This window comes from Bradyrhizobium sp. BEA-2-5, assembly GCF_032918025.1.
Classification (GTDB): Bacteria; Pseudomonadota; Alphaproteobacteria; order Rhizobiales; family Xanthobacteraceae; genus Bradyrhizobium; species Bradyrhizobium pachyrhizi.
Genome location: NZ_CP136629.1, coordinates 4,148,984 through 4,172,660 on the forward strand (window position 1 = coordinate 4,148,984; position 23,677 = coordinate 4,172,660).

28 protein-coding genes, 1 tRNA gene and 1 pseudogene are annotated in these 23,677 nt (G+C 63.3%); 14 read left to right on the top strand and 16 right to left on the bottom strand.

From position 1 onward, the window contains the following. The first annotated feature begins 8 nt into the window (after window positions 1-8). A complete protein-coding gene (locus RX327_RS19270; RefSeq protein ID WP_317251167.1) occupies window positions 9-515 on the top strand; it encodes a cupin domain-containing protein in 507 nt (168 codons plus the stop codon). A 147-nt stretch (window positions 516-662) separates the two neighbouring features. Further along, entirely contained in the window at window positions 663-1,556 is an 894-nt protein-coding gene (locus RX327_RS19275; RefSeq protein WP_317251168.1) for a dihydrodipicolinate synthase family protein, read from the top strand. Window positions 1,557-1,678: 122 nt separating this feature from the next. Here the strand turns inward: RX327_RS19275 and RX327_RS19280 are convergent, their stop codons facing one another. From RX327_RS19280 to RX327_RS19295, 4 genes are all read right to left on the bottom strand, one after another. Then, complete coding sequence (locus tag RX327_RS19280; RefSeq protein ID WP_082190562.1) at window positions 1,679-2,131, bottom strand: DUF805 domain-containing protein; 453 nt, start codon at window positions 2,129-2,131, stop codon at window positions 1,679-1,681. A gap of 298 nt (window positions 2,132-2,429) precedes the next feature. After that, a complete protein-coding gene (locus tag RX327_RS19285) occupies window positions 2,430-4,034 on the bottom strand; it encodes a M23 family peptidase (protein WP_317251169.1) in 1,605 nt (534 codons plus the stop codon). Between the two features lie 127 nt (window positions 4,035-4,161). Then, window positions 4,162-4,728, bottom strand: a complete 567-nt coding sequence (efp, locus tag RX327_RS19290) for an elongation factor P (protein ID WP_317251170.1) — start codon at window positions 4,726-4,728, stop codon at window positions 4,162-4,164. A 165-nt stretch (window positions 4,729-4,893) separates the two neighbouring features. Then, window positions 4,894-5,058 (bottom strand): hypothetical protein, encoded by a 165-nt coding sequence (locus RX327_RS19295; RefSeq protein WP_160321738.1) that lies wholly within the window; start codon window positions 5,056-5,058, stop codon window positions 4,894-4,896. Between the two features lie 344 nt (window positions 5,059-5,402). Here RX327_RS19295 and epmA point away from each other — a divergent pair, with 344 nt between their 5' ends. The 3 genes from epmA (at window position 5,403) to RX327_RS19310 (ending at window position 8,052) form a co-directional block, all read left to right on the top strand. Beyond that, entirely contained in the window at window positions 5,403-6,455 is a 1,053-nt protein-coding gene (gene epmA / locus RX327_RS19300; protein ID WP_317251171.1) for an EF-P lysine aminoacylase EpmA, read from the top strand. Then, the gene (locus RX327_RS19305; protein WP_317251172.1) at window positions 6,452-7,543 is read left to right on the top strand and encodes a lysine-2,3-aminomutase-like protein; all 1,092 of its coding nucleotides are present in this window, start codon (window positions 6,452-6,454) and stop codon (window positions 7,541-7,543) included. The genes epmA and RX327_RS19305 overlap by 4 nt, the downstream gene beginning before the upstream one ends. A 263-nt stretch (window positions 7,544-7,806) precedes the next feature. Further along, entirely contained in the window at window positions 7,807-8,052 is a 246-nt protein-coding gene (locus RX327_RS19310; protein ID WP_225644401.1) for a hypothetical protein, read from the top strand. Window positions 8,053-8,118: 66 nt separating this feature from the next. Here RX327_RS19310 and RX327_RS19315 read toward each other — a convergent pair whose 3' ends face one another. From RX327_RS19315 to RX327_RS19330, 4 genes are all read right to left on the bottom strand, one after another. Beyond that, a complete protein-coding gene (locus RX327_RS19315; protein ID WP_317251173.1) occupies window positions 8,119-9,204 on the bottom strand; it encodes a 3-deoxy-7-phosphoheptulonate synthase in 1,086 nt (361 codons plus the stop codon). A gap of 229 nt (window positions 9,205-9,433) precedes the next feature. Then, window positions 9,434-10,006, bottom strand: coding sequence for an HdeD family acid-resistance protein (locus tag RX327_RS19320; protein WP_317251174.1), 573 nt, complete (start codon window positions 10,004-10,006; stop codon window positions 9,434-9,436). Window positions 10,007-10,094: 88 nt separating this feature from the next. Then, on the bottom strand, window positions 10,095-11,954 hold the full coding sequence (locus RX327_RS19325) for an acyltransferase family protein (RefSeq protein WP_317251175.1): 1,860 nt from the start codon (window positions 11,952-11,954) through the stop codon (window positions 10,095-10,097). A 79-nt stretch (window positions 11,955-12,033) separates the two neighbouring features. Further along, a complete protein-coding gene (locus RX327_RS19330) occupies window positions 12,034-13,071 on the bottom strand; it encodes a PrsW family intramembrane metalloprotease (protein WP_317251176.1) in 1,038 nt (345 codons plus the stop codon). A gap of 389 nt (window positions 13,072-13,460) precedes the next feature. Between RX327_RS19330 and RX327_RS19335 the strand changes: the two genes are divergently transcribed. Beyond that, window positions 13,461-14,330 (top strand): sulfite exporter TauE/SafE family protein, encoded by an 870-nt coding sequence (locus RX327_RS19335; RefSeq protein ID WP_244481959.1) that lies wholly within the window; start codon window positions 13,461-13,463, stop codon window positions 14,328-14,330. A 7-nt stretch (window positions 14,331-14,337) separates the two neighbouring features. On the opposite strand, the gene RX327_RS19340 is transcribed toward RX327_RS19335, so the two are convergent. After that, entirely contained in the window at window positions 14,338-15,570 is a 1,233-nt protein-coding gene (locus RX327_RS19340; protein WP_317251177.1) for a Zn-dependent hydrolase, read from the bottom strand. 152 nt (window positions 15,571-15,722) lie between these two features. Here RX327_RS19340 and RX327_RS19345 point away from each other — a divergent pair, with 152 nt between their 5' ends. From RX327_RS19345 to RX327_RS19355, 3 genes are all read left to right on the top strand, one after another. Then, the gene (locus RX327_RS19345; RefSeq protein ID WP_028332168.1) at window positions 15,723-16,067 is read left to right on the top strand and encodes a hypothetical protein; all 345 of its coding nucleotides are present in this window, start codon (window positions 15,723-15,725) and stop codon (window positions 16,065-16,067) included. An 84-nt stretch (window positions 16,068-16,151) separates the two neighbouring features. Then, on the top strand, window positions 16,152-16,301 hold the full coding sequence (locus RX327_RS19350; RefSeq protein WP_016844593.1) for a hypothetical protein: 150 nt from the start codon (window positions 16,152-16,154) through the stop codon (window positions 16,299-16,301). A 158-nt stretch (window positions 16,302-16,459) separates the two neighbouring features. Then, a tRNA-Glu gene (locus RX327_RS19355) sits at window positions 16,460-16,534 on the top strand. A 322-nt stretch (window positions 16,535-16,856) separates the two neighbouring features. Here RX327_RS19355 and RX327_RS19360 read toward each other — a convergent pair. Further along, window positions 16,857-17,498, bottom strand: a complete 642-nt coding sequence (locus RX327_RS19360; protein WP_050384302.1) for a methyltransferase domain-containing protein — start codon at window positions 17,496-17,498, stop codon at window positions 16,857-16,859. Between the two features lie 201 nt (window positions 17,499-17,699). Here RX327_RS19360 and RX327_RS19365 point away from each other — a divergent pair, with 201 nt between their 5' ends. From RX327_RS19365 to RX327_RS19375, 3 genes are read left to right on the top strand one after another with little or no spacing between them, the layout of a single operon-like run. Continuing rightward, on the top strand, window positions 17,700-18,194 hold the full coding sequence (locus RX327_RS19365) for a hypothetical protein (protein ID WP_050384303.1): 495 nt from the start codon (window positions 17,700-17,702) through the stop codon (window positions 18,192-18,194). Next, complete coding sequence (locus RX327_RS19370) at window positions 18,194-18,451, top strand: PilZ domain-containing protein (RefSeq protein WP_028332166.1); 258 nt, start codon at window positions 18,194-18,196, stop codon at window positions 18,449-18,451. The genes RX327_RS19365 and RX327_RS19370 overlap by 1 nt, the downstream gene beginning before the upstream one ends. A 31-nt stretch (window positions 18,452-18,482) precedes the next feature. Further along, window positions 18,483-18,731 carry a hypothetical protein gene (locus RX327_RS19375; RefSeq protein ID WP_050384304.1) on the top strand — a complete coding sequence of 83 codons (249 nt, stop codon included), beginning with the start codon at window positions 18,483-18,485 and terminating at the stop codon, window positions 18,729-18,731. 18 nt (window positions 18,732-18,749) lie between these two features. On the opposite strand, the pseudogene RX327_RS19380 reads toward RX327_RS19375, so the two are convergent. From RX327_RS19380 to RX327_RS19400, 5 genes and pseudogenes are all read right to left on the bottom strand, one after another. Beyond that, a pseudogene (locus RX327_RS19380) lies at window positions 18,750-19,390 on the bottom strand (glutathione S-transferase family protein). 348 nt (window positions 19,391-19,738) lie between these two features. Next, window positions 19,739-20,191, bottom strand: a complete 453-nt coding sequence (locus RX327_RS19385; protein ID WP_317251178.1) for a VOC family protein — start codon at window positions 20,189-20,191, stop codon at window positions 19,739-19,741. A gap of 818 nt (window positions 20,192-21,009) precedes the next feature. Beyond that, entirely contained in the window at window positions 21,010-21,228 is a 219-nt protein-coding gene (locus RX327_RS19390) for a hypothetical protein (RefSeq protein WP_038377170.1), read from the bottom strand. Between the two features lie 202 nt (window positions 21,229-21,430). Beyond that, a complete protein-coding gene (locus RX327_RS19395; RefSeq protein ID WP_050384307.1) occupies window positions 21,431-21,643 on the bottom strand; it encodes a hypothetical protein in 213 nt (70 codons plus the stop codon). 68 nt (window positions 21,644-21,711) lie between these two features. Further along, window positions 21,712-21,885 (bottom strand): hypothetical protein, encoded by a 174-nt coding sequence (locus RX327_RS19400; protein WP_018271496.1) that lies wholly within the window; start codon window positions 21,883-21,885, stop codon window positions 21,712-21,714. Window positions 21,886-22,055: 170 nt separating this feature from the next. Between RX327_RS19400 and RX327_RS19405 the strand changes: the two genes are divergently transcribed. Together RX327_RS19405 and RX327_RS19410 are read left to right on the top strand one after the other, a co-directional pair. Next, a complete protein-coding gene (locus RX327_RS19405; protein WP_050384308.1) occupies window positions 22,056-22,403 on the top strand; it encodes a GrlR family regulatory protein in 348 nt (115 codons plus the stop codon). 252 nt (window positions 22,404-22,655) lie between these two features. After that, window positions 22,656-22,841 (top strand): hypothetical protein, encoded by a 186-nt coding sequence (locus RX327_RS19410; RefSeq protein ID WP_035632016.1) that lies wholly within the window; start codon window positions 22,656-22,658, stop codon window positions 22,839-22,841. 446 nt (window positions 22,842-23,287) lie between these two features. On the opposite strand, the gene RX327_RS19415 is transcribed toward RX327_RS19410, so the two are convergent. Then, entirely contained in the window at window positions 23,288-23,449 is a 162-nt protein-coding gene (locus RX327_RS19415; protein WP_162832435.1) for a hypothetical protein, read from the bottom strand. Between the last annotated feature and the right edge of the window lie 228 nt (window positions 23,450-23,677).

Sequence of the window (23,677 nt, forward strand, 5' to 3'; positions counted from 1 at the left end):
GAAAAACAATGACCTCGATGGCGATGACACCATCCCTTCCATTCGCGCATCCGCCGCGGCCGGTCGCGCTGGCGGTGATCGCGGGACTGGCCTCCGCCTTCGTGATCGGCAAGGCACTGCCGACCCCGATGGACGCGATCTCATCCGTCATCGCGCCGCTGTGCGCCAGCGCCAATGCGGCGTCGCCGCTCGACAAGGTCGAGGTCATCAGCTCGCACGCACTGCCCAATGTGGCGGGCAAGCGCATCACGGTGGTGCGCGTGTTCTATGGTCCCGGCGGCTTCACGCCGCCGCACCGCCATTCCGGTTCGGTCACCGCCTACATCACCAAGGGGGAGATTCGCTCGCAGCTCGGCGGCGGCCCGGTCGAGACGTTCGGCGTTGGCCAGTCCTTCTTCGAGCCGCCCGGCTCGACGCATCTGGTCTCGGCCAATGCAAGTATGACTGAGCCGGCGGAGTTGATCGCGGTGTTCGTCGCAGACGAGGGCGCGCAACTGACGACGTTCCTGGAGTAGCGATCGGTTGAGCGCTCGTTCTGCAAGACGTGCGCATTGGACCAGTTTGGTGCTCAGTTCGCCTGAAACTGGACCTTGCACGCAACGGGGCGTGTCGATTGATTGCACGACACGTTGCGGCGACGGTTGCCGACGAGGGACAAATCGATGATCAGTCTGAAGGGGCTCTCTGCCTTCCCGATAACGCCTTCGAACCGGGATGGGCGGGTCGATGCGGGTGCGCTCCGTGCCTTGCTCGACCCCTTGATTGCGGCGAAGGTGGATTTGGTCGGGCTGCTGGGCAGTACCGGCTCGTACCCGTATTTCAGCCGCGATGAGCGGCGGCGCGCCGTGCAGGCGGCGACCGCCTTGGCGGACGGCAACACACCAATACTGGTTGGCATCGGCGCACTGCGCACCGACGATGCGGTGCGGCTGGCTCAAGACGCGCGTGATGCCGGCGCGACGGCAGGGCTGTTGGCGGCGGTTTCCTATACGCCGCTGACCGATGACGAGGTCTTTGAGCATTTTCAAACCGTGGCCCGCGAGAGCGGATTGCCGATCTGCATCTATGACAATCCCGGAACGACTCATTTTCAATTCACGCCGGCCCTCATCGGCCGTCTGAGCCTGGTCGAGGGAATCGTCGCGGTGAAAAGTCCGGCGCTGGATGCTTCGACCGTGGCGGGCCATCTCAGGGAATTGCGGGCTGTGGTTCCGGACGGCGTTGCGCTGGGTTACAGCGCCGACTGGAATTGCACCGAGGCGCTGCTGGCGGGCGGAGACACCTGGTACAGCGTTCTCGCAGGAATCTTCCCGAAGGTCTGCGTGGACATCGTTCGCGCTGCGACGAGCGGCGATGCGGCCCGGGCGCGAGAGCTCAACGCGCGTCTGCAGCCGATTTGGGATCTGTTCAGGACATATTCCAGTCTGCGTGTTGTCTACGCACTTGCCAATCTCAGAGGGGTCTGCACGGCCGAGCCTCCACGTCCGATATTGCCGCTGCCCGCGGACGCTCAGAGGCGCGTCAAGGAGACGTTGGCTGCGATGGAGATCGACTGATCGCAACTACGGCGGAGGGCGCTAGAGCATGATCCGGAAAAGTGCGCAGCGGTTTTCCGGAAAGATCATGCTTGAGCAACGATCTAAAGCGCGATGACGATTCAACCTGATCTTATCGCGCTTTAGATGCCGGCGCGCGCCAGCGGGTCGCGGCCGAACCGGTTATCACCCTTCGATCCCGGCAGCACGCTCAGCGTTGCGACGAACGCCAGATAGGGGATCCAGTATTTGACGTGCAGCGCGGCGGCGAGGTGGGGAATGGCGAGGATCGTCAGCGCCCACCAGCCCGACACGTTGAGGTCGTGCAGCCGCTTCACCAGGATCGCCGCGAACGGCCACAATGACAGCATGAGCAGCAAACGCAGGACGGACAGGTCGTCGGCGGGCGGGCTGCTGTCGTAATACCGTGGACCGGGGTCGAGCCTTACGCCGATGCGAATGACGAGCATGTCGACCAGCACGAGGCCGAAAAACCCCAGGCTGAATTCCTGCCGACTGATGCGGCCCTTCACCGAGAGAAAAAACCAGCTGAAGGTCGAAAGCATGCTTGTTTGTGGTCCGGCCTGAATGGGCATCTGATAGGGACTTGCGTCCGATGGTCAAAGCGGGACAGGTTCCCGCGGTTTGCTGCTTCCATCATGATCATTCAAGCTGGCAATTGTCGCCGCGACATGGCGCGCATCGATGCGATTCCGAATGGAACCTGCGGTGGGCGTTGCACAATTTCGGAATAATGAAATAGTGCCGCTGATTTACCCGGCGTGTCAAGTTGTCGTGTCGAACGATGGCAGCCGCCGGCTACTTTGCATGGGGTTGTTTTTCGATATTTTGGCAGTGCGCCCCGAACCGGTGTCCCTTTCGCTCGACAACACTCTAATTGCCGCCGCCTTCCTGGGTGTCGATGCGATGCAAGACGTCGTCGGGCAGGGCATGGGCCACGGCGGCTGCAAGCCCGGGCTCCGGTCCGATCTCGCGGCCGCGGGCGCGGATCAGGCGCTCATAGGCGGAGACCAGCGTGACGTAGGGGCTGACCCAGATCCAGCCGTCGCGTGTGAACACCTGCACATCGAAATGCAGGTGCATCGACGTGCCGGCGGGATGGTCGAGATAGTTCGAGATCACACCGATCTTCTCGCCTTCGGTGACGATGCGGCCATTGAGCACGCCATCGGCGTTCAACGCGTTCGGGTTCATATGCATGTAGCGGAAACGGATGTGCTCGGTGCGGCTGTTGACTTGCAACGTCGCGGCCTGCTGTTGCGCCGAGCGGATCACGATACTGTCGCGCACTGCAACGACCGCCTGCTGCTTGGGATCGCAACCATCCTTGCTGTCGGCCGGACACGCGCCGGGGCGGATGTCCTGGCCCTGATGGCCGTAGCCGCTGGCGCATTGGCCGACCTCGAAGCTGCGCGCCTCGCAGAAATTGTCTTGCCAGGGATACGTGTCGATGGCCGCGCCGGGTTTGCGCTTGGCGAAGGATTGCGAGTGCGCGAAGGCCGGCGCCTTCTCGAGCGGAAAGCGGATCTGCGAATAGACGGTGAAGTCGGCGTGGCCGCCTTGTTGCCTGCGGCCGCCGCTGCCCGCGACGATGTCGCCGCTCGGGTGGTAGGTGAAGTCGGCGGATTGCACGGCCGGCCGCTCGGCGATGTCGGAGGCGACGTCGCTGCGCGGCCGTGACGGCTGGCCGCCGGCGATGCGCAAGGCCTTCAGAAATCGCTCGGCGACCGGATAGGCCTCGCGGCAGGCCAGCCGCTTCGGCCGCGGCGCGCTGTCGAGGCACTGGATCGACAGGACATAGGGAATCCCGAAGCGGGTGAAGGCGTAGCGGACATAGCCCTCGCGAATGAAGCGGCGCAGGTCCGGAAACTGCGCGGCCAGCGTCTTGACCGGCTCGCCCTTGCCGCCGAGCCGGTCGGCGAGGTCGTAGACCAGGATCGAGCCGGAAATCTGCACCTCGACCGGCTTTGCAAATGTCCGCTGCGGCAGGCCGTCGCCGGCGCCGGGGTCGAGCGAGAACACGGCATCGTAGCCCGACGCACCGGCATGGAAGAAATCGACCGCGCGGAAATCGGCCTGGTAGCGCGCGATCGACAGGCTGTCCGGCGCACTGTTTTGCCGCGCGTCGAGATAGCTTGCGGGGTCGAACGGCAGCAGCACCGGGATCGGGCTCTGCGCGATGCCGGGAAACAGCGGCGCTGTCACCGCGTTCAACTGCACCAGCGCAGGCGTCGCCCGCGGATCGGTGGCGGCGACGCGGCGCTGGCCGGCGAAAGTGAAGCCGGCGGCGATGGCCGGGCGGCTGCCGATCTCTTGCCGCAGCTGGTCGAGCACGGCACGCCATTCGACCCGCATGGCCGAGATCGATGGCGTTCGGAATTCGTCGGCATGGGCGCGGGGAAGAGGCGAGAGCAGGGCTGCCAGCCAGCAACTGACGAAGCTGACCACCTTCCTGTTCACTGCACACCCCGGGCTCATGTCTGATCGCCCGAGAGACTAAAGCAAGTTCCGGAAAAGTGTGTAGCCGTTTTCGGTAAAGTTGACGCTTAACCAACAAGTTGAGGCGCGGTGACGATTCATTTCAAATCCCACCGCGCGTCAGCGCTTAGTCCTTGGCGCGTTCGACGTAGGAACCGTCTTCGGTCATGACCACGATGCGCGTGCCCGTGGTGATGTGCGGCGGCACGGTGGTGCGCACGCCGTTGGAGAGAACCGCGGGCTTGTAGGAGGAGGAGGCGGTCTGACCCTTGGTCACGGGCTCGGTGTCTACCACTTCCAGCGTCACGCGCTGCGGCAGCGCGATCGCGACCGGGTTGCCCTCGTGCATCGAGAGCTTCACGGTCATGTTCTCCTGCAGATACGGCGCGGACGAGCCGACGACGTCCTTCGAGACCTGGACCTGGTCGTAGGTCTCAGGGTTCATGAAGTGGTAGCCGTCGCCATCCTCATAGAGATAGGTGTAATTGCGCTCTTCGATCGTGGCCTTTTCGACTTGGTCGGTGGTCTTGTAGCGTTCGGAGATCTTTACCCCGTCCGAGATTCGGCGCATTTCGATCTGGCTGACCGGGGTGCCCTTGCCGGGATGGATGTTCTCGGCGCTCACGACGACATAAAGCTTGCCGTCTTGCTCGATCACGTTGCCCTTGCGAATAGAACTGGCGATGACTCTCAAAGCTGTATTTCCTGAATTTGAGAGCCTAAGGGCGCCAACCGGATCGGCAGCCCCTCGGCCATGGCGGCGATTTCGGGCTGCAACATACTGATTTGTCCCTGAGATGCCAGTCTTTTGCGGCCGAATTCGCAAGGTTGCCAACCGTCCCGGCCGTCCCGATCGGCGCTATTTTCGGGCCGGATCGGGCGTTTTCAGTGCGGTCCGGTTGTGCTCGGCAAAGCTCGCGGGAACCGAGAATGTCCCGGTTTTCAGATCGTAGAGGCAGCGCCAGTCCTCGACCCAGGGGAACGGCGTTTCCTCCCCCTGGATGTCGAACGACAGGCCGATCACGGTTAGCGGGCCAGTGCTGGCGCATCGAGGCGTAGTTGTCCTCGAGCCCCTTGATCAGACAAGGCCGAGACACACACGCAGGGCTGTTCCGCGTAACCAACTGGCCATGGGGCTCATCCGTTTCAGGGAATCTGCGGATGGGACGCGCGAGCCGTCGTTCAGGTTCAGCCATGCGCGCATGGACAAGGTGCGCGTCTTTCGACAAGAAGGGATCAGTCTCGCTGCGTTCCGCGGAGGCTCGGGCTGTGTAGGCTTATGAACTTGTGTGGAATCAATCGGTTGCGCAGGACTCTTGAGTGCGGATGGCGGCTCGTTGATGTTGAATCCATGAGGATGCTCTGGCGATGACAGCTCATGACCGGCCGTCGCCCTGGTGGACGCCGCAGCGCTATGCCGACCGCAGGCCGTTCCTGCAGGCGCGGACGGCGATCACGCGAGCGGTGCGCGCCTGGTTCGAGGAGCAGGGATTTGCCGAGGTCGAGACCGCGATCCTGCAGATCTCGCCGGGCAACGAGGCGCATTTGCACGCCCCCCGCACCGAGCTCAGGCACGCCGATGGCTCACATGCGCCGCGCTATCTGCGCACCTCGCCGGAATTCGCCTGCAAGAAGCTGCTGGCGGCGGGCGAGACGCGGATTTTCGAATTCGCCCGGGTGTTCCGGGACCGCGAGCGCGGCGACCTGCATCTGCCCGAATTCACCATGCTGGAATGGTACCGGGCAGGTGCCCCCTATGATGCCATCATGGCCGATTGCGTCGTCGTGATCGCCCGTGCGGCGCAGGCGACCGGCATCGGGACCTTTGCCTTCCGCGGCAGGACCGCCGATCCCTTCGCCGAGCCGGAGTTGCTGACGGTCGCGGCGGGTTTCGAGCGCTTCGCCGGCATCGATCTCCTGGCGACGATCACGGGCGGCGAAGGCGACCGCGAGGCGCTGGCGGTGGCTGCAGCAGCGCGGGTGCGGGTTGCCGAGGACGACACATGGTCCGACATCTTCAGCAAGGTCCTGGTCGAGCATGTCGAGCCGCATCTCGGGCAGGGGCGTTTGACCATCCTGTTTGAATACCCATCTCCAGAGGCGGCGCTGGCGCGCACCAAGGCCGGCGATCCTGATGTCGCCGAGCGATTCGAGGTCTATGCGTGCGGCGTCGAGCTCGCCAACGGCTTTGGCGAGCTGACCGACGCGGCCGAGCAGCGCCATCGTTTCACCGCAGCGATGGACGAGAAGGCCCGCCGTTATGGCGAGCGCTATCCGCTGGACGACGATTTCCTTGTCGCGGTCGGCCAGATGCCGGAGGCGAGTGGTGTCGCACTCGGCTTCGACCGGCTGGTCATGCTGGCGAGCGGCGCAACACGAATTGATCAGGTGGTGTGGACACCGCCTGCGGAAGAGACATGAACAGGATCGATCCAAAACTGGCGGCGACGCTGCGACAGCCGCGCGAGCTGGTCGATGCCGGGCTCGCGCCGGTCGCAGCACTGGTCGAGCTCGAGCAGGTCGCTGCGCGCTACGCGGTCGCGGTGACGCCGGAGCTCGCCGCGCTGATTGACCCGGCCGATCCCACCGACCCGATCGCGCGGCAGTTCATCCCGAGCGCCGACGAACTCGTCGAGCAGCCGGGCGAGAATGCCGATCCGATCGGCGACCATCCGCATTCGCCGGTTCCCGGAATCGTGCATCGCTATCCCGACCGGGTGTTGTTCAAGCTCGTTCACGTCTGCGCGGTCTATTGCCGATTTTGCTTCCGCCGCGAGATGGTGGGGCCCGGCAAGGCCTCGGCCTTGTCCGATGACGCCTACCGCGCGGCGCTGGATTACATCCGCGGCCATCCGGAGATCTGGGAAGTCATCCTGACCGGCGGCGATCCCTTGATGCTGTCGCCGCGCAGGCTGACCGAGATCATGGCTGATCTCGCCGATATCGATCATGTGAAGATCGTTCGCCTCCACACCCGTGTTCCGATCGCCGATCCAGGCCGTATCAATCCCGAGATGATCGCGGCACTGCGGGTCGAAGGCGCGACGACCTGGATTGCGATCCACGCCAACCATCCGCGTGAGCTGAGCAACACTGCCCGCGCGGCGTGCGCGCGCCTTGCCGACGCTGGAGTTCCCTTGGTGAGCCAGTCCGTGCTGTTGCGCGGCGTCAATGACAATGCTGCGACGCTCGAAGCGCTGATGCGCGGCTTCGTCGAGTGCCGGATCAAGCCCTATTATCTGCATCACGGCGACCTTGCGCCTGGCACAGCGCATTTGCGCACCGCGATCGAAGCCGGGCAGGAACTGATGCGGGCGTTGCGCGGGCGTGTGTCCGGACTTTGTCAGCCGGATTATGTGCTCGACATCCCCGGCGGCCACGGCAAGGCGCCGATCGGCCCGAGCTATTTGTCGCAGCCGGCTTCCCGCGAACGTGAAGATCCGATGGAACGGCGCTATCGTATCGTCGATTATTGCGGCGACGTTCATCTTTACCCGCCGCAACCCTGAGGCGGCGATGAGCGGGGCCGGGGACGGACGGCAGGAGCCGCCCGAAGACGGGGGCAACCGCAGCATCGAAAATGCTGTGATGTTCGGCTTCTTTGTGGTGCTGGTCGCCGCGGGAATCTGGCTCCTTGGCACGATGGCCGATATACGGAAGGTACAGGATTGCGCAGCGCAGGGGCGACGCAACTGTGCTACCGTCGAGGCGCCGGAACGGGCGCGATAGGGTTGAGAAGCGGAGACGCGAGATGCGGAAGACAGTTTTGTTGATGGCTCTGATGATGGTTGCGGCCGGAGCGCCCCAGCTTGGCATCTCCCAAGCCTGGGCGCAGCAACAGGGCGGATCGTCCTCCATGCAGAAGGGCGGGACGGTCCCGGAGGCGCCGATCGGACATCGTCAGCCGCGCCGCGGCGACGTTGGCAGTGAGAAGAATATCAGCGATCCGAACAGTCAGGCCAACAAGGAAGACGCGGCGCTCGACAGGAAGATCAAGAGCATCTGCCGCGGCTGCTAACCCACGCAGCTGACCGGCGAGGCGCGATATCCGCCCCGCCGGCAACGCTCAATCCGTTCGGCCGCGTCAGGCCGAACGCTCCTGCAGGCCGTCACGCTGTACCCTGCGCCTTGCGTCGACAGCATCGGCCAGCTGCTTCAACACGTCTGCCGTCGTCCCGAGGTCGATGCAGCCGTCGGTGATGCTCTGGCCGTAGGTGAGCGGCTTGCCCGGCACCACGTCCTGGCGACCGGCGACGATGTTGCTCTCGATCATCGCGCCCATGATGCGCTGTTCGCCGCCTGCGACCTGGCGCGCGATGTCGGCGGCAACCGCCGGCTGATTCTCCGGCTTCTTGCTGCTGTTGGCGTGGCTGGTGTCGATCATCAGCCGCGCCGCGACACCGGCGCGGCCGAGCTCGGCGGCGGCAGCAGCGACGCTCGCGGCATCATAGTTCGGCGCCCGGCCGCCGCGCAGGATGATGTGGCAGTCCTCGTTGCCCGCGGTCGAGGCGATCGCCGAACGGCCGAGCTTCGTCACCGCCATGAAATGATGCGGATGCGAGGCCGACTTCACCGCGTCCGCCGCGATCCGCACGTTGCCGTCGGTGCCGTTCTTGAAACCGACGGGGCAGGACAGCCCAGAGGCCAGCTCGCGATGGATCTGGCTCTCGGTCGTGCGCGCGCCGATCGCGGCCCAGGAGACGAGGTCGGCGATGTATTGCGGCGTCGTCATGTCCAGGAATTCGGTGCCGGCGGGCAGACCGAGATTGTTCACGGCCGACAGCACGTTGCGCGCCAGCCGCAGGCCCTTGTTGATGTCGAAGCTGCCGTCGAGATTGGGGTCGTTGATCAGGCCCTTCCAGCCGACGGTGGTCCGCGGCTTCTCGAAATAGACCCGCATCACGATCTCGAGCTGGTCGGCAAGGTCCTCGCGCAGGCGCGCAAGGCGCTCGGCGTAGTCGAGCGCGGCCTCGGGATCATGCACCGAGCAGGGGCCGACCACGACCAACAGGCGATCGTCCTGGCCGCTCAGGATGGCGTGGATGGCATTGCGGGCGGCCATCACCACGCGCGTCGCGGTGAGCGTGCGCGGGACCTCCCGCATCACCTCTTCTGGCGTATTCAGTTCTTTCAGTTCACGGATACGAAGATCGTCGGTCGTGCTCAGCACGGCGGGCTCCTTTTTAGCACCTGCCGGCAAATAAAAAAGCCGCCAGGTCTGGCGGCTTGTTCGGACGTTTGCTGCAATGTGTCAGATTGAGCGCGATCCTCCCGCCGCCAGCGAGCTGTCGTAGCTAAAGTACCAAAAATAGCTGGTGGCGACGGTGATCATGGGCGGCTCTATAGCGCAGGGATTTGGGGCTGTCACCCCCCAAATGCAAGCCCTCCGCGGTTCGGCGTCAGGTGTTTCGCGCCGCCAACGCCATGCCGATCAGGGTCGCGCCGCCGAACATCAGATTGAGGCCGACGAGGAGGCCGATCGCCCACCCCGCGGATTCCGGCAAGCCTGCGATGATGAAGAAGGCGATCACGATGTCCATCAGGCCGGCGATCAGCAGCCACGACCAGCGTCCCGACAATTCGCGGCGGTGCTCCAGCGCGTACATGATGGTGGTGACGCCCTCCGCGAGGAAATAGGCGCCGAGCACGATGGTCAGGGTCAGTACGGCCTGCGTCGGCCGGGCCAGCAGCAGCATGCCGGTGAGCACGGCAAGAGCGGCCGAGATCAGCGACCACCAGAAGCCCGGCGTGCTGCGCGCCCAATAGGTCGCGATCAGTCCGCCGATGCCGCCGATCAGGAACATCCAGCCGAGGAAGATGGTGACGGCGAGGCTCGCGAAGGTCGGCACGATCATCGCGGCGATGCCGAGGATCACCAGCAGGATGCCTTCGAACAGGAACGCCTTCCAGTGCGCCTTCACCGCGGCCTGCATTTCCGATCGCAGCTTGTCGAGGTCGTTGGACAGGGTCATCGCGGCTCTCCGGATCTGCGCGTGTGCAGTCTATCCTAACCGGTTACAAATGGTCAGCCCGTCAGTTGCGGCAGCAATAGCTGTGCGCTCATCTTTCCGCATGGCGGTTCTCGACAGCCAGAATCTTTGGCACAAGCCTGGCCGCCAGATATCGCGAGGCGCGCGGCGACAGATGCAGGAAGTCGGCCGACACCAGATCGTTTGCGCTGGTCCCGACCCTCGTCAGACATCCGTCCGCGTTGCACAGCTCATCATAGGGCGACAGATATTCGATCCCGAGATCGGCGGCGATCTGCCCAACCCTGCCGTCAGTCTGCTTGGTCGATCGCACATCGTGGCTGCGTTCCGGGATCAATGCATGATGGCGCAGGAAATATTGCACCGTCAGATGGGGCACCGTGTCGGTCCAGACCGGGACAGGGCCGACCAGGATGACACGGGCGGCGCCGGCCTGTCTGAGGGCGGCAATCGTCGGGCGGAGATCGTCGGTGGTGGGTTCTCTGCTCCACGCCAGGTGCAGGAGCACGACATCGGGGTGCGAGTGGGCAACCGCAGCAACGATGTGGCGGTTGGTTTGAACACAAAACGGAATGACCTCGGCCTGCGCGGTGAAGAGCGGCGGGCAGGAATTGACGGTGAACTGGGCTAACCCGAATTGATCGCCCTGGACTTGGCGCAGCCCGGCGGCAAGCATGCCGGCGGTCGAATCGCCCCAGACGAAAACAAGCGGGCGCTTGCTGGCGTCGACGCAACTCGGATCAAACACGGGATCGGCGGAAGCGGAGATGTGGCATTCGCCGTATCTCAGGAAGTCCCTGGATACGATCATGGCGCCGGCTTCGCGAACGATCGCCGGAAGCCGAAAGGCAAAGCCGTCGACGATCGCCAACGCTCCCACCGATGCAACGGCCACCATCGATGCCGCAAGGACTGGCGCCACCCGCCACTGCCCGAACCTGATTGGGCGCTCGACGTAGCGATAGGTTGCCCAGGCCAGAATGAAGCTGGCCCCAACGGCCAGCCCGTTCTCGGCCAAGGTCAGGGGACGACCTTTGAAGCTCGCCGCAAAAACCAGGATCGGCCAATGCCAGAGGTAGAGCGGATAGCTGATCAGCCCGATCGCGACCGCGGTACGGGTCGAGAGAAATCGATTGCGACCTGACATGATGAGGGCGGCGGCTGCGGCGACCGGCGCCACCGCTGCGATCCCGGGGTAGGTCATGGAGGGCGAATAGAACGCGGTTACCGCCGCGATCACTGCGAGCGCGGACCATCCGAGAAGGTCGCGCGCCGCGGAGAATCCGTTGGGCAGGCAGACGGCCACCAATGCTCCGGCCGCGAGCTCCCACGCCCGCGTGAACGGCTGGTAGAATGCGGCTTCAGGGTTGGTTCGAACCACCAGGATATTTGCGACAAGCGATGCGATGAAGATAAGGGCAAGGGGAGCGGCGGCGGCGATCCGCCATCGCATCAGCGCCCACAGCAGCAAAGGCCAGACAAGATAGAACTGTTCCTCGATGCCGAGCGACCAGAGATGGAGCAGTGGTTTCGTTTGCGCGGCCGCATCGAAATAGCCACCCTCCGAATAGAACAGCAGGTTTGCCGAGAAACCCGCGCCTGCCGCAATCTCCTTTCCAAGGGCCACCAACTCGCTCGGCATCAGAAGTTGCCATCCGGCGATGAAGGCGGCGATCAAGACGACGATCAGGGCGGGAAAAATCCTGCGAATGCGACGCGCATAGAACGTCGCAAGGCTGAAGCTCCCGTTCTGAATGTCGCCATAGATGATCCCGGTGATCAGGTACCCGGAAATGACGAAGAAGATGTCGACCCCGACGAACCCCCCGGGAACATATTGCGGGAACGCGTGGCCGAGCACGACCAACGAGACGGCAACGGCCCGCAGGCCGTCGATATCCGGCCGATAATTCTTGTAGTTGTGCCCCATCGTCCTCTCGCGCCTGGTCTGTGTCTCTCCCTGAACCTGCCGAGGTTGTTTTGCAAGGGGAGCGGTGCCGGCCGGGGCGCTAGCTTTGACCGGGAGCGGACGGAAAGCCCTCCGAGGCGGTCCGCATCCGGTTGCGGCCGAGGAAGTAGACCGCGGTGGTCGCGATCAGCAGCGCCAGTCCGATCAGGATCGAGGTGAAGCCGATCGGGACCAGGATGAACGACGCATTGCGCTCGGGATTGACGTACCAATGATGCAGCGAGGTGAGCAGGAAGGAGACGCCGGCAAAGCCGATGCCGCCGCCGGCCAGCAGCAGCGCCCACATCCGGCGGAGCTGGCTGAGCCGCTCGCGCGCGACATCGGTCCGCGGCGCATGATGCTTGCCGAGGCGTCGCACCAGGCGGATTGCAAAGCCGATCGAGGAGAAGCCGATCAGCACGCTGGCCGAGCCGAGCAGCAGCCGCGTGGTCGAGCCGAGATCGGGGATGCGCTGGAGCGCGAGCAGCGGAAAATCGAACGCCGCGTGCAGCGCGACCGGCGCGACCAGCACCAGTGCCCAATTCGTCATGCGCGCCCAGTCGCGGTGACCCCGGTAGGCGCCGAGCGCGCCACCGGCGCGCGCGATCGTCAGGTAGGCGCCCGCAATGATCCCGAGTGCGCCGTGGAAGGGCACGGTCAGCACGCTGCGCAGGGCGGCCAGCGAGCGCCACATCTCCGCGTGCTGGACCAGATAGGCGAGGTTCTCGTAGGCGGCGAAGCCGAGGCCGACCGCGGCGCCATAGACCACGGTGTCCATTGGATCGGCGAAGGCGCGGCGCCGCGTCGAGATCGCGACGATGACGAGCACCTTGACGATCTCCTCCGGTGCCGCGACTCCGAACGCTGCACGCACCGCCTGCGTCGCCCAGGGATTGTCGGGAATGGCGAGCAGTGCATTGAACGGAATTCGCGCCAGGCCGAGCAGCGAGATGCTGGCCGCGCCGAGCACGAAGGCGAGCCACACCTGAACCGGCGGTCCGGGGCGCTCGTCGGCGGCGATGACCAGCCACAACACCAGCAATGCGGGGGCAATGGCGGCGGCGCCGATGACGGTTGGAAGCGACTCAAGCAACAACATGAGCCGGACGGGCCCCTTTGATGGCACCAAGGCGATGCGTGCCGAAGAAATGGCAGCAAGTTCAGCGGATTGCAAATCGGTCTGATGCCGTTCTCGTGACCAATATGCCACGGTGCCTTACGAAAGCGGGTTGGAAGGGTGCCGTTGCGGGACCTTGATCAGCTAAGGGCCGAGGGCGGCTCCCGGACAGGTTCCTGACGGGCGGCAGGTCCATGGCGTTCCAGGCGCAGGAGCTTTGGTAGCCCGACGATGCCGGGATCGCGACCTGTGGGTCCGATCAGCTTTCGGCACCGCGTCCCTGTCGTTGGGCTATAATGCCGTGGGCAAGGCGACTGATCCGGTAAAAGCCAGAGATGCTTTCGATTGATTCTGCTGTGATCGTTCTTGCCGTGATCGCGCTGTTTGCGGCGTTCGTAAATGGCGCGCTTGGTTACGGGTTTTCCTCGCTCACGGTGCCGGTCGCACTCGTCTTCTACACCAACCGCGTCCTCAATCCCGCGGTGGTCATCGTCGAAGTCTTCGTCAATCTGTATGTCCTGTGCATCAACCTGAGCGGTGTTCCGGCCGTGTGGCGGCGCGTGCTGCCTATTCTCATCGGCATGCTGCCCGGCATCGCGGTCGGAGCGTTTGCGCTGACGTCGCTTCAGCCCGGCTGGACCAAGTTCGCCACCTACTCGATCATTCTGCCGCTCATTCTGCTGCAGGCGGCCGGTTGGCGGAGGCCGATCCAGTCGAAATGGCTGGTCGGTTTGCCTTTCGGAACGATGCTCGGGATATTGTACTCGGTCACGACCATTTCGGGCCCGCCGCTGGCGATCCTCTTCAACAATCAGGGTCTCGTCAAAGATGAGTTTCGGGCCGGTCTCGCACTGGTTCGGGTGACGGAGTCCAGCCTGACTGCAATCGCGTATTACAAGCTCGGTCTGTTCGTCGACGAGAGCCGGAGCATCCTGTTGGTGCTCGTTCCCTGCGTTGTCCTCGGCATACCGCTCGGTGCCTGGCTGATCCGGCGGCTGGACGCCGAGACGTTTCGCCGGATCTGCATGAGCTTTGATGCGTGGGTCGTGGGATTCGGCCTGTCGCGCGTATTGATCGAAGTGAAGCTGATGGAAAGCCCGTGGGCCTACAGCGTCATGGCCGGCACGATCCTGATCGACATCTGCTTGCTGTACGTCTTCTTCACCGCGAGGAGAAGCACCGTGCAGAGCTCGCACGCGTTGGCTTCGCTGAAGTCGGGCAACCGGGGCGGTCCGACCTGAAGGTGCTCTAACCTGCGAGCAGGCGCCGGCAGGTTTCGACAAATACCTCAGCACCGGTGACGATATCGGCGTCGGCGGTGTTCTCGGTCCAGTGATGGCTGATGCCGCCGATCGACGGCACGAACAGCATGCCCGCAGGCATGACGGTCGCGAGCATCTGCGCGTCATGCCCGGCGCCGCTGGGCATGCGGATCGATTTGCCGCCGGCGCAGGCTGCGCTCGCGGCTTCGATCGCATCCTGGAATGCGGGCGTCATCATCGCGGGCACCCCGGTGCGGATGCGCTCAACCTTCACGCCGCAACGGCCCTGAGCGGTGGCCTCGGCCGCCAGCCGATGCAGCTGCTCCTCGAGACGTGCGATCACCTCGGGATTGTCGTCACGAATTTGGAATAGCATCTCGGCGCCGCCTGGAATGATGCTCGGTGCGCCCGGATCGAGCGTGATGCGCCCGGTGGTCCAGACCGTGCGCGGGCCGCAGGCAGACGGAAAGCGTTCGTCGATCGCGACGCAGAATTTTGCCAGCGCGAGGCCGGCATCCTTCCGCACTGCCATGCGCGTGGTGCCGGCGTGGTTCTGCTCGCCGGTAAAATTGATCTGGTACTGCCAGATGCCGACGATGGAGGTCACGACGCCGATCGCGAGGCGGCCGCTTTCGAGCGTGTCGCCCTGCTCGATATGCGCCTCCAGATAGCCAATATGGCGGCCGGCCTCGGCGTTGAGGCGCGGGCGGCCGGCGAAGCCTGCCTCGCGCAATGCATCGCGCATGGTGCGATCGCTGGAGCGGTCGCGGGCTGCATCGATGTCGGCTTCGGTCACTGCAGCGACAAACGACCGGCTGCCGAGGAAACTGCCGAAATGTCCCTCCTCGTCGCACCAGGCGGCGACTTCGACCGCGCCTTTGAACGAGGGATCGGTATTGAGCACGCGCGCGGCTTCGAGCGCGTAGACGACGCCGAGCGGGCCATCGAGCCAGCCGGCGTAGTTCTGGCTCTCCAGATGCGAGCCCGCCAGCAGCTTCGGCCCGCGCTTCGCGCTGGTGCCGAACACGTTGCCGATACCGTCGATCGTCGCGGAGAGGTTGGCCTCGGGCAAACGCGCCGCGAGCCAGTCGAGCGAGCGCAGATGCGGCTCGGAGAAGGTCGGCTTGTGCACGCCGGTCTTGTAGGCACCCATGGCGCGGAGCGCATGGAGGTCGGCGAGGACGCGCTTGCCGTCGAAGCGACCGTTGATGCCTGGCATGATTGGACTCCGGATTGCGTCTTGATTTGCGCCCTGGCGCCTCATTCCCGTCTTGATGCCGTCGCGGTTGGATGCGACGGAACAATCAGGGCAAACGATTTCTTAGCGGTTCTGCTCTTAGGTCGCAGTACGAATAGCGTGAGAGTGTGATCATGTCTGCATTCCGGAACTGGGCTCGCAAGGCCGCTGTGCTGTTTCTTCCGATCGCGCTCGGCGCCTGCGCGCAGGTCTCGCAGCAATACAGCATGACCACGCCCCCGCCGGGGACAGGTCCGCTGGCCTGGGACGGTGCCGGACAGGACCCCAATCTCCCGCAGCCGCGGCGCCATGCGCGGAATGTGTCGCCCGCGGTGGCGGACACATCGCCTGCGCAACTGTCGGAAGCGGATGCCGACGACCGGCTGGCGCGCAAGCTCGTGATCTGCAGCACCTGCATCAAGCGGACGCCCGTGGCGGATCAGCCGAATAATCGTCAGGACGTCGCCAGCAATCACTAGCGGCTGGCGCTGAGCGCTGTTGCTGGACACCCAGCCGGCTCGCAGGCCTTAGTTAGGCCACGATGTCGGTCGATGCGCAGGCTCATGTCCATCCGAAGATTTATTGTTCCCGTCGTCGTCGTCGCGCTTGCCGCAGCAATCCTGATTCACGTCGGGGGCTCGCGTGCGCATGCGCATGTGCCGACGCATTGCGGCTTCTGGACCTCGATCGAGGCCGGATTGTCCTGCAGGTGATCTCCAGGTGTCCTTCCCAGTGACCTGCAAGCCGGGAAAAGCGTTCTGAACGCTTGCCCGTCCGGCCAATCGCCACTATACGTTCGCCCGTCGCGGCTTGAGAGCTGTGGCCAGTCCGGCGCATCTCACGTCTAACGTATTGATTTGCCGGGAGTTTTGCTCCCTTCGTCTATCGGTTAGGACGCCACCCTTTCACGGTGGAGAGAGCGGTTCGATTCCGCTAGGGAGCGCCATCACGGCCAAAGTGAAGACTCCACAAAATCAGGCGTTTAAGCGTCCAGATTAACATTTTCGGCGCATCATCCGGTCGATCTCGCGACGACAGTTCTATCAGCAACTACGTGAAGTGATCCCCAAGCGCGGGCGATCGCCGCGCTTGGGGCCGGAACGGTCCCGGGTGAACTGGCGCTTGTCTTTGCTCTGCCGTCAGACCAGCAATTGCCGCAACTGCTTCTTGGTTGGGGCTTACGATCGCGATTGGCGCTGCTCCGAGCATGACGGCAGGGCAGACCGATGACTTTTTCGGCCTGCTGCGCGACTGCGAGAATTGCTAGCTCAATTTCGCCTGGAAATAATCCACACGACGATCGGCCAGCTCGGCTCATTTCGTAACGCCAATTGGTAAATTGGATTGGACGGGTCGTCCGGGATGGGTTTCATCCGAAGCGGGGATGCCATCAATCCGATCACCTCGCGGTTGCCCCATCCTCCGCAAACGATCGACTCGGCGTTCGCCTTGTCAGATATCAGCCTTAGCGATTCCGGAGTGAAACGCCAAAAGTCCTTCGGCGCCGCGTGAATGCCATTGACGAAACATGTCGTGTGACAGACGTAGCCGCCCGGCTTCACAACTCTGATTGATTCAGAGAATGCTCTTTGAGGGTCTCCCTCGACGTGTTCGAGAACCTGGTCCGAGATACAGAAGTCAAAAGTGCCGCTCTCGAATGGCAAATCTATGAAGTTGGCATCAGGATAGCTGACCTCTGTGTATTTCGTTTTGGTCAGTCCCAGCTCAACGCCGAGTCCTTTCGATCCGGATATCGAGAGGCACGTTTTTTCGTTTCCGTCATATTCTGATAGAGCGCGATGGAGCGCTTTGTACATCGCGAGGCGCGTGATCCACCACGTCTTTGGACCAGGCGCGTCGAGAGCGTGTTCGTAAAGTTGCCGAATGGTGGTTGGCGAGAGACCGTCCATTGTTTTTCCCTTGAAGGTGGCACACTACCGTAGTGCAAATATCGAACTGAGCCCCAGCAAATGGAAATGAGATGTGCGGCAGTCGCCCGCTCCCTTCAATTAAAGAGAAGAGCATATGCACCACGATCAATCCGATCAAGTGCGGCGTCTAGCGGTTCGAGACTTGCATCAATTGGGTTCGGTACCAAGAACGCATTCCTTATGAGTGACGATGTGAGGATCGCGCGAACGCTGGCGGGCATTTACGGCAACGACGACACCGCAGCACTTGGCAGCGGCCAGGCAGCCGCGCTGCGCTTGGTACAAACCATGCTGCAGATCAGCCAAGTCAGCCAGGATATCACTCGCGGAGTCCTAACCGACTTCGAAACCCGGATTTGCAACGGCGCTTCCGCCATGGACGCGCAGCCAAGACTGCAGGCCCAAACGCGCTCGGAAAGATTGCCGACAAACTTGCGCAGACGGCCGCCGACAATCTCCGGACGTAGGCGTTCGGTGGCTCGTCTGGTGATGACTTGCCGAGGTTCCTTGGCATTGGGTGCCGCCTGGAGCGGGCACGATCACAGTCAGGGGGCGCTTTGCCGTGCCGCGCTGGCAGATGTAGATGTGAACAATCCCGAGATCGCTGCAATCCGCGCTTCTTTGGCAACCCTTTGTAAAGCCAACGGCGATACGGCTGGGCCCGGGATGATGTGATGGCTCCAGGGACCAAGAAGCGCGAAGCGCGCAAATCGCTGCGGCAATCCGGCTGGATCACGCTCGATGGCGGGTTCGCAGCGCGGCCCTGCGTGGTCGAGGACATGTCCTCGTCGGGCGCCAAGATCACGGTCCAGGACAACAACACGCTGCCGGCAAAGCTGCGGCTGGCGTTCTCGCGCGACGCCCGCACCGGGCGCGCCTGCGAAGTGGTGTGGCGCGAGGGCAGGACGTTCGGCGTCAAGTTCGTGCGCTAGCCTGATCCGGTGGCGTGGGATAAAAGGCCGGATGCGCAAGACCTGCATTGCCATCATCGCCGTCCTGCTTCCCGCCGCCGCGTTGGCGCAGCAGGGCGACCGCCGCAATTTCCAGACGCCCGCTGACACCGGCAAAACCTTGCCGTCGAAATCCGCGACGCGGAGCAATCCATGCGCGTCGTACGGACCCGGCTTCGTCAAGGTGGAAGGCTCCGACACCTGCGTGAAGCTTGGTGGCGCCGTCAGCGTCGGTGGCGGGATGTCCAGCGGCGGGCGTTGAGCGGCTTGCCGCCCGCGCTCACGACATCGGCGGCGCGATGAACCGCACGAAAGCCGGCCGCCCCGCGATCTCACCGAACCAGCGTTCGAGATGGGGCAGCTTCGGCTTGGTGACGCCTTCGACCCCGAGCCAGCGCCGCGCATAGGACCCGATCGCGATGTCGGCCAACGTGAACGCATCGCCCTCGATGAAGCGGCGCGTGGCGAGCTGGGCCTCGACGACGCGCCACACCACGCCCTCGGCATCGGCATCCTTCTGGATCTGCACCATGTCGCGCTTCTCCGGCGCCGTGCGCACGATGCCCCAGAACACCGGGCGGTCGACCGGCTGCACGGTCGACAGCGTCCAGTCGAGCCAGCGGTCGACCGAGGCGCGCTGCTTCGGCGCCTGTGGATAGAGCGACGCGCCATGACCATAGGCCATGCAGAGATAGCGCATCACCGAATTGGATTCCCACAGCACATAGTCGCCGTCGACCAGCGTCGGAACACGGCCATTCGGATTCATCGCGAGATAGTCGGGCTGATCGTTCTTGCCAAACTCATGCCGGCATCGATGCGCTCGCAAGCGAGGCCGAGCTCGGTCAGGCACCACAGCACCTTCTGCACGTTGACCGAATTGGCACGGCCCCAGATCGTCAGCTGCGGCTTGCTATCCATCACGCGTTTCTTCCCGCTGTTGTGCTTTGCGCGCGTTCATAGCTGAAGCGTCGGGGAAAAGCGCGGGGTGAATTGCACCGAGAGCAAAAAAAGAGGCTCCGCCGCATAGCGGCAGAGCCTTGCTGAAAGCTATGCGTCAAGACGCCGTCAGTGACCGAACAACAACCACAACACAATGATCACCGGGATCGGCACACCCAACAGCCAAAGCAAAATTCCTCTTCCCATCGTTGCCTCCTCGCATGCTTGTGAGGGAGCAACGTCAACGATCGCGTCGCGTTCCTCGCGATCGCCCGGCGCTTCAGCGAGGGCGAAACGCCGACAGGAACGTAGGTGCGGGCGCGGTGTTTACCAATGGCCGGTGTTCGGCATCGATGCCCACGGCTCGGCCGGAGCTTTCGGCTCGCCCTTCTGCAACAGCTCGATCGAGTGCAGGTCCGGCGAGCGCACGAAGGCCATGTTGCCGTCGCGCGGCGGCCGGTTGATGGTGACGCCGGCCTTCATCAGCTTCTCGCAGGTGGCGTAGATGTCGTCGACCTCATAGGCGAGATGGCCGAAGAAGCGATCCTCGCCGTAGGTCTCCTCGTCCCAATTGTAGGTGAGCTCGACCAGCGGCGCTCCGCGCGTCGGCGGCAGGGACTTGAGCAGATGGAGGTCTTCCTCCGCGCAGAGAAACACCAGCGTGAAGCGGCCCTTTTCATTGTCGATGCGGCGCACTTCCTTCAGCCCCAGCGCGTCCTGATAGAATTTCATCGCGACATCGAGATTGCGGACGCGCAGCATGGTGTGCAGATAGCGCATTTTTTTATCCTCCTGCAGATTCAGAGATTTTGTTTGGGCTCGGGCGAGACGGGGCAAGGAATAGCAGCAAAACGCGACGCGGGGCAGGGGTTTGCGCGAGTTTTGCCGATCGCATTTCGCCTTTGCATGCTCACGCCTTCGCGAGCGCCGGCTCCCGTCGCGCCGCGCGATCACGCAGCCAAATATGGACGGGACGTGCCGGCGACACGCTTGCGCAGCAAGCGGATGCAAGAAAGCCCCGCCCAGCAAAATTTCTGGGACGGGGCTTGTGGTCGAGCCTTGGAGGCGCGGCCTCTATCGCACCGATTGCCGATCACGGCCAATCAAGGACGCGCGAGGTTGGACGGCCTCTAAAGCGCAAAACCCCGCGAGTGGGCTCGCGAGGTCTGATGCCGACCGGCCTTGGGGAGATCGTGCCGGCAACCGGGCATACAATGTCGCTGCGCGCGGAAGGTTCCTGGGTGCGGAAAATAGAAAGCCCCGCAGGCTGGATGCGGGGCTTTCCCAGCTGACGGGCTGGGATCTCTCAGGGCGTGAGCCGTCAACTGTTGGAGACCAAACTTAAGGTTGAATTTGTAAAATGCAACAGCGCCGCGTAGACGGAGTATGTTCGTCCCACAGCGCTGCGCCGGATGCTGGGCCCTGAAATCCCCCAGCGCCCTTTATGTCTTCGCGCGGCGCGAAAGGTTCAAAAGAAAGACCCCGCGAGAGGGATTCGCGGGGGGCTTCCAAAGCCGACAAAGGCGGTGAGCTGTCGGCACCACTTGTTATGTGCATGTCGTTTCGGCCGACTGGTTCCTCGAATTGGCTGACCGGCGTCAGGAACGTCCGGGTTTCCAATCGGGCTGCGGCTCGTATTCGTCGACCCGCTCGACGCGATAACCGGCAGGCAGGATCTGGCCACCCAGTTCGTCTGCGACGGGAACATCCTCGACAAAGCCGTCGATCAGCGCCGCCTCCCAAACTTCCTTCTCTGTCGCGAACGATCTTCCGAGCTGCGTGTTGCCGCGGAACAGGGCGTACGTGGGCGCCTCCACAAACCAAAACCCCGCCAGTTACCGAAGTAAGCTGACGGGGCTTGTTGAGCTGATATTTCCGGTGGATTTCTCCCTCGTTGTACCGCTCGGCAAACCAACGGCGGAACGAGAAACTCGTTCCTTCCTTTTTTGAAGGTCGCCACCTTTTTTTGAAGGTCACTTTTTTATGGTTGCAGCTCCCCGGACGTTCGGTCGTGGGAACCTACTTTTTTGCGTCGTCCCTTTTCGCCGCGCCCTTTGCCGTGTCCTTCGTCTCGGATTTGTTGGCCCGCTTCACGTCCATCGCGCCGCTCTGAGTGGCTCCGTTGGTGTTTTCAGGCCGTTCCATGCCGCTCTGCGGCGCGGGACCCGTATTCTGGGCAAAGGCCGCGCCGCATATCAGGGTGAGGACGGTGACCGCGATCAGCTTGCACATGGCTGCCTTCTGGCGTCACCAGGATGACCCGCGCGCAGTCGAGAGGTTCCTGTCGGCCGGCGCCGCTCTCACACCTTGATGTCGAGGATGGTCTCGACCGCTTCACGGTCGGCCTGGTTCTTCGCGGCGAAGACGTCCAGCACATCCTCATTGATGATGCGCGGCTGCTCCTTCGCCGTCTGGTCGACGACGAGCTGCACTCTGGCTTGCGTCACTTCGACAGGTACGGGGTATACGAGCATGGCTCTCTCCCTCCGGAGGACCGAACCTTGTCAGGGCTTTCTTAACGATTTGTAAGCGCCCAGGGCCCGTTCTTTGCCTCGATTCGGAAGGGCGGACGGTATCGGCCCCGCTCGCATGCCGGCCCGGTTGGAGCCATACTGCGGGCCGTCAGGACCGGGCGGCGCGATCGATGAAGAACGGGCTCTATTCGATCCACATCCATATGACCGACGGCGTGAAGGGCCGCGACAGCGGCATCCTGATCCTGCGCGACGGCCTTTTGATCGGCGGTGGGCCATATTTCTGGTCGATCGGGGCCTACACGGCCGGCGAGGGGACCTGGAAGGGACATCTCAGCACCAATCAACATTCGCCATTAGCCGATCCGTTCGCGCGGCCATTGTTCGCCGGACAGGAAGTGACGAGCGGGTTCTCCGGCACATTCAGCGGCGATGAGGCTGAGGCGTTCGGAACCGTGCTGGTTGGAACCCGCAGCCTGAGTTTCCGGGCGACCCTGAAATGGCTCGCCGATGCCTGAATGCGCGCGCGGCGCGAGGCTGTGGATGAGCGTGCAGCAAGAACCGTATTTTGTTGGATAATTGGGCCCGCTGGCGTTGTGGATTTGCTGCGGACAAGCAGGGGATATCACTGTGAATCCGATACGGCCGCCAATCGGGAGATCCCGGACGAGGCACTATCCGGCCACCGCTAACCCTACCTGGTTAGGTTAAGGGCAGCATGGTGTTGTCACCACCTGCGATTGCGATTGGGATGGCTGCGGGTGACAGCCATGATGCCATCGTTCCATAGTGCTGATCGACCGACCCACCGGCGCGTAATGGTGGTGGGGCTGCTGTTCTGCTCGGCTTTTGTCGCGATCAGCTTCTGGCTTCGGCCGCAGCCGGAGAGCGGCAAGGTGCTTGTGAAGTCGGACCGGCTGGTCCGGACCGCGGGAGAGGCCCGGAAGGCAAACTGAAGACGGCAAGCCGGGGGAGCGGCAAGTCGGGACGCGCCGCCGGCGCTCAGTCCGGCAGCTTCCCGTTCGGACGCTTGTGATACATCGCGATGCCGATGAAGCCGGCAAAGCCCATCACGTTAAGCAGCAGTTCCATCCATGCCGGCATCAATGCCAACCTCGTTCACCGCCAAGCTAATCTCTGAGGTTGTATTTTTGTTCCAGCGCTAACCGATGGTAGCTTTGCGCTATCGCATGGCTGGCGCGTTTTCGAGCGATCCGATCGGAACGGAAAACGCTCGAGGGAACGGGAACTGCGTTTGCGGCAACCATCGCAAAGCGGCACTGGCAATAGCCATAAGCCCGGAGCGCACCGCTCGGGGCTTTCTCACTTGCGCCTCATGGCGCAATCGCGGGCGCCCGGACCATGAACGCGATCGCCTGGTAGGTCATCAAGCGGTCTTGCGTTAAGCGGTCTTGCGTTGAAATCCACTCCAGGCATTGCCGAGCGTGTTGTCGTAATATTCCTGGCGATCGCGCTCGAATTTCTGCTGCGTCGCCCTGAAGCTGGCAACGCGTGCGACGATCTCCTCGCGCTCGCGCGCGACGCGGTCTTCCTGATCGGTCATGCCCATCCTCCTGGCCGTGGTCCTGTCCCGGGCGCATTGGCGTCGGCGAATTGGGCGTCAATGCGGAGCAGCCAGTGCAGGAATGTGATGATGCTGAGGCGGTGGAAGAGCGACCAGGCGGAGGCGCCGACGCAGCTGGTCGCAAGCCGATCGATCAAGGCACCCTAATCGCAGCCGATCGCTCGCGCAACGGTTGAGCTCGCAATCGGTCTGGCCGTGCTATAGTCG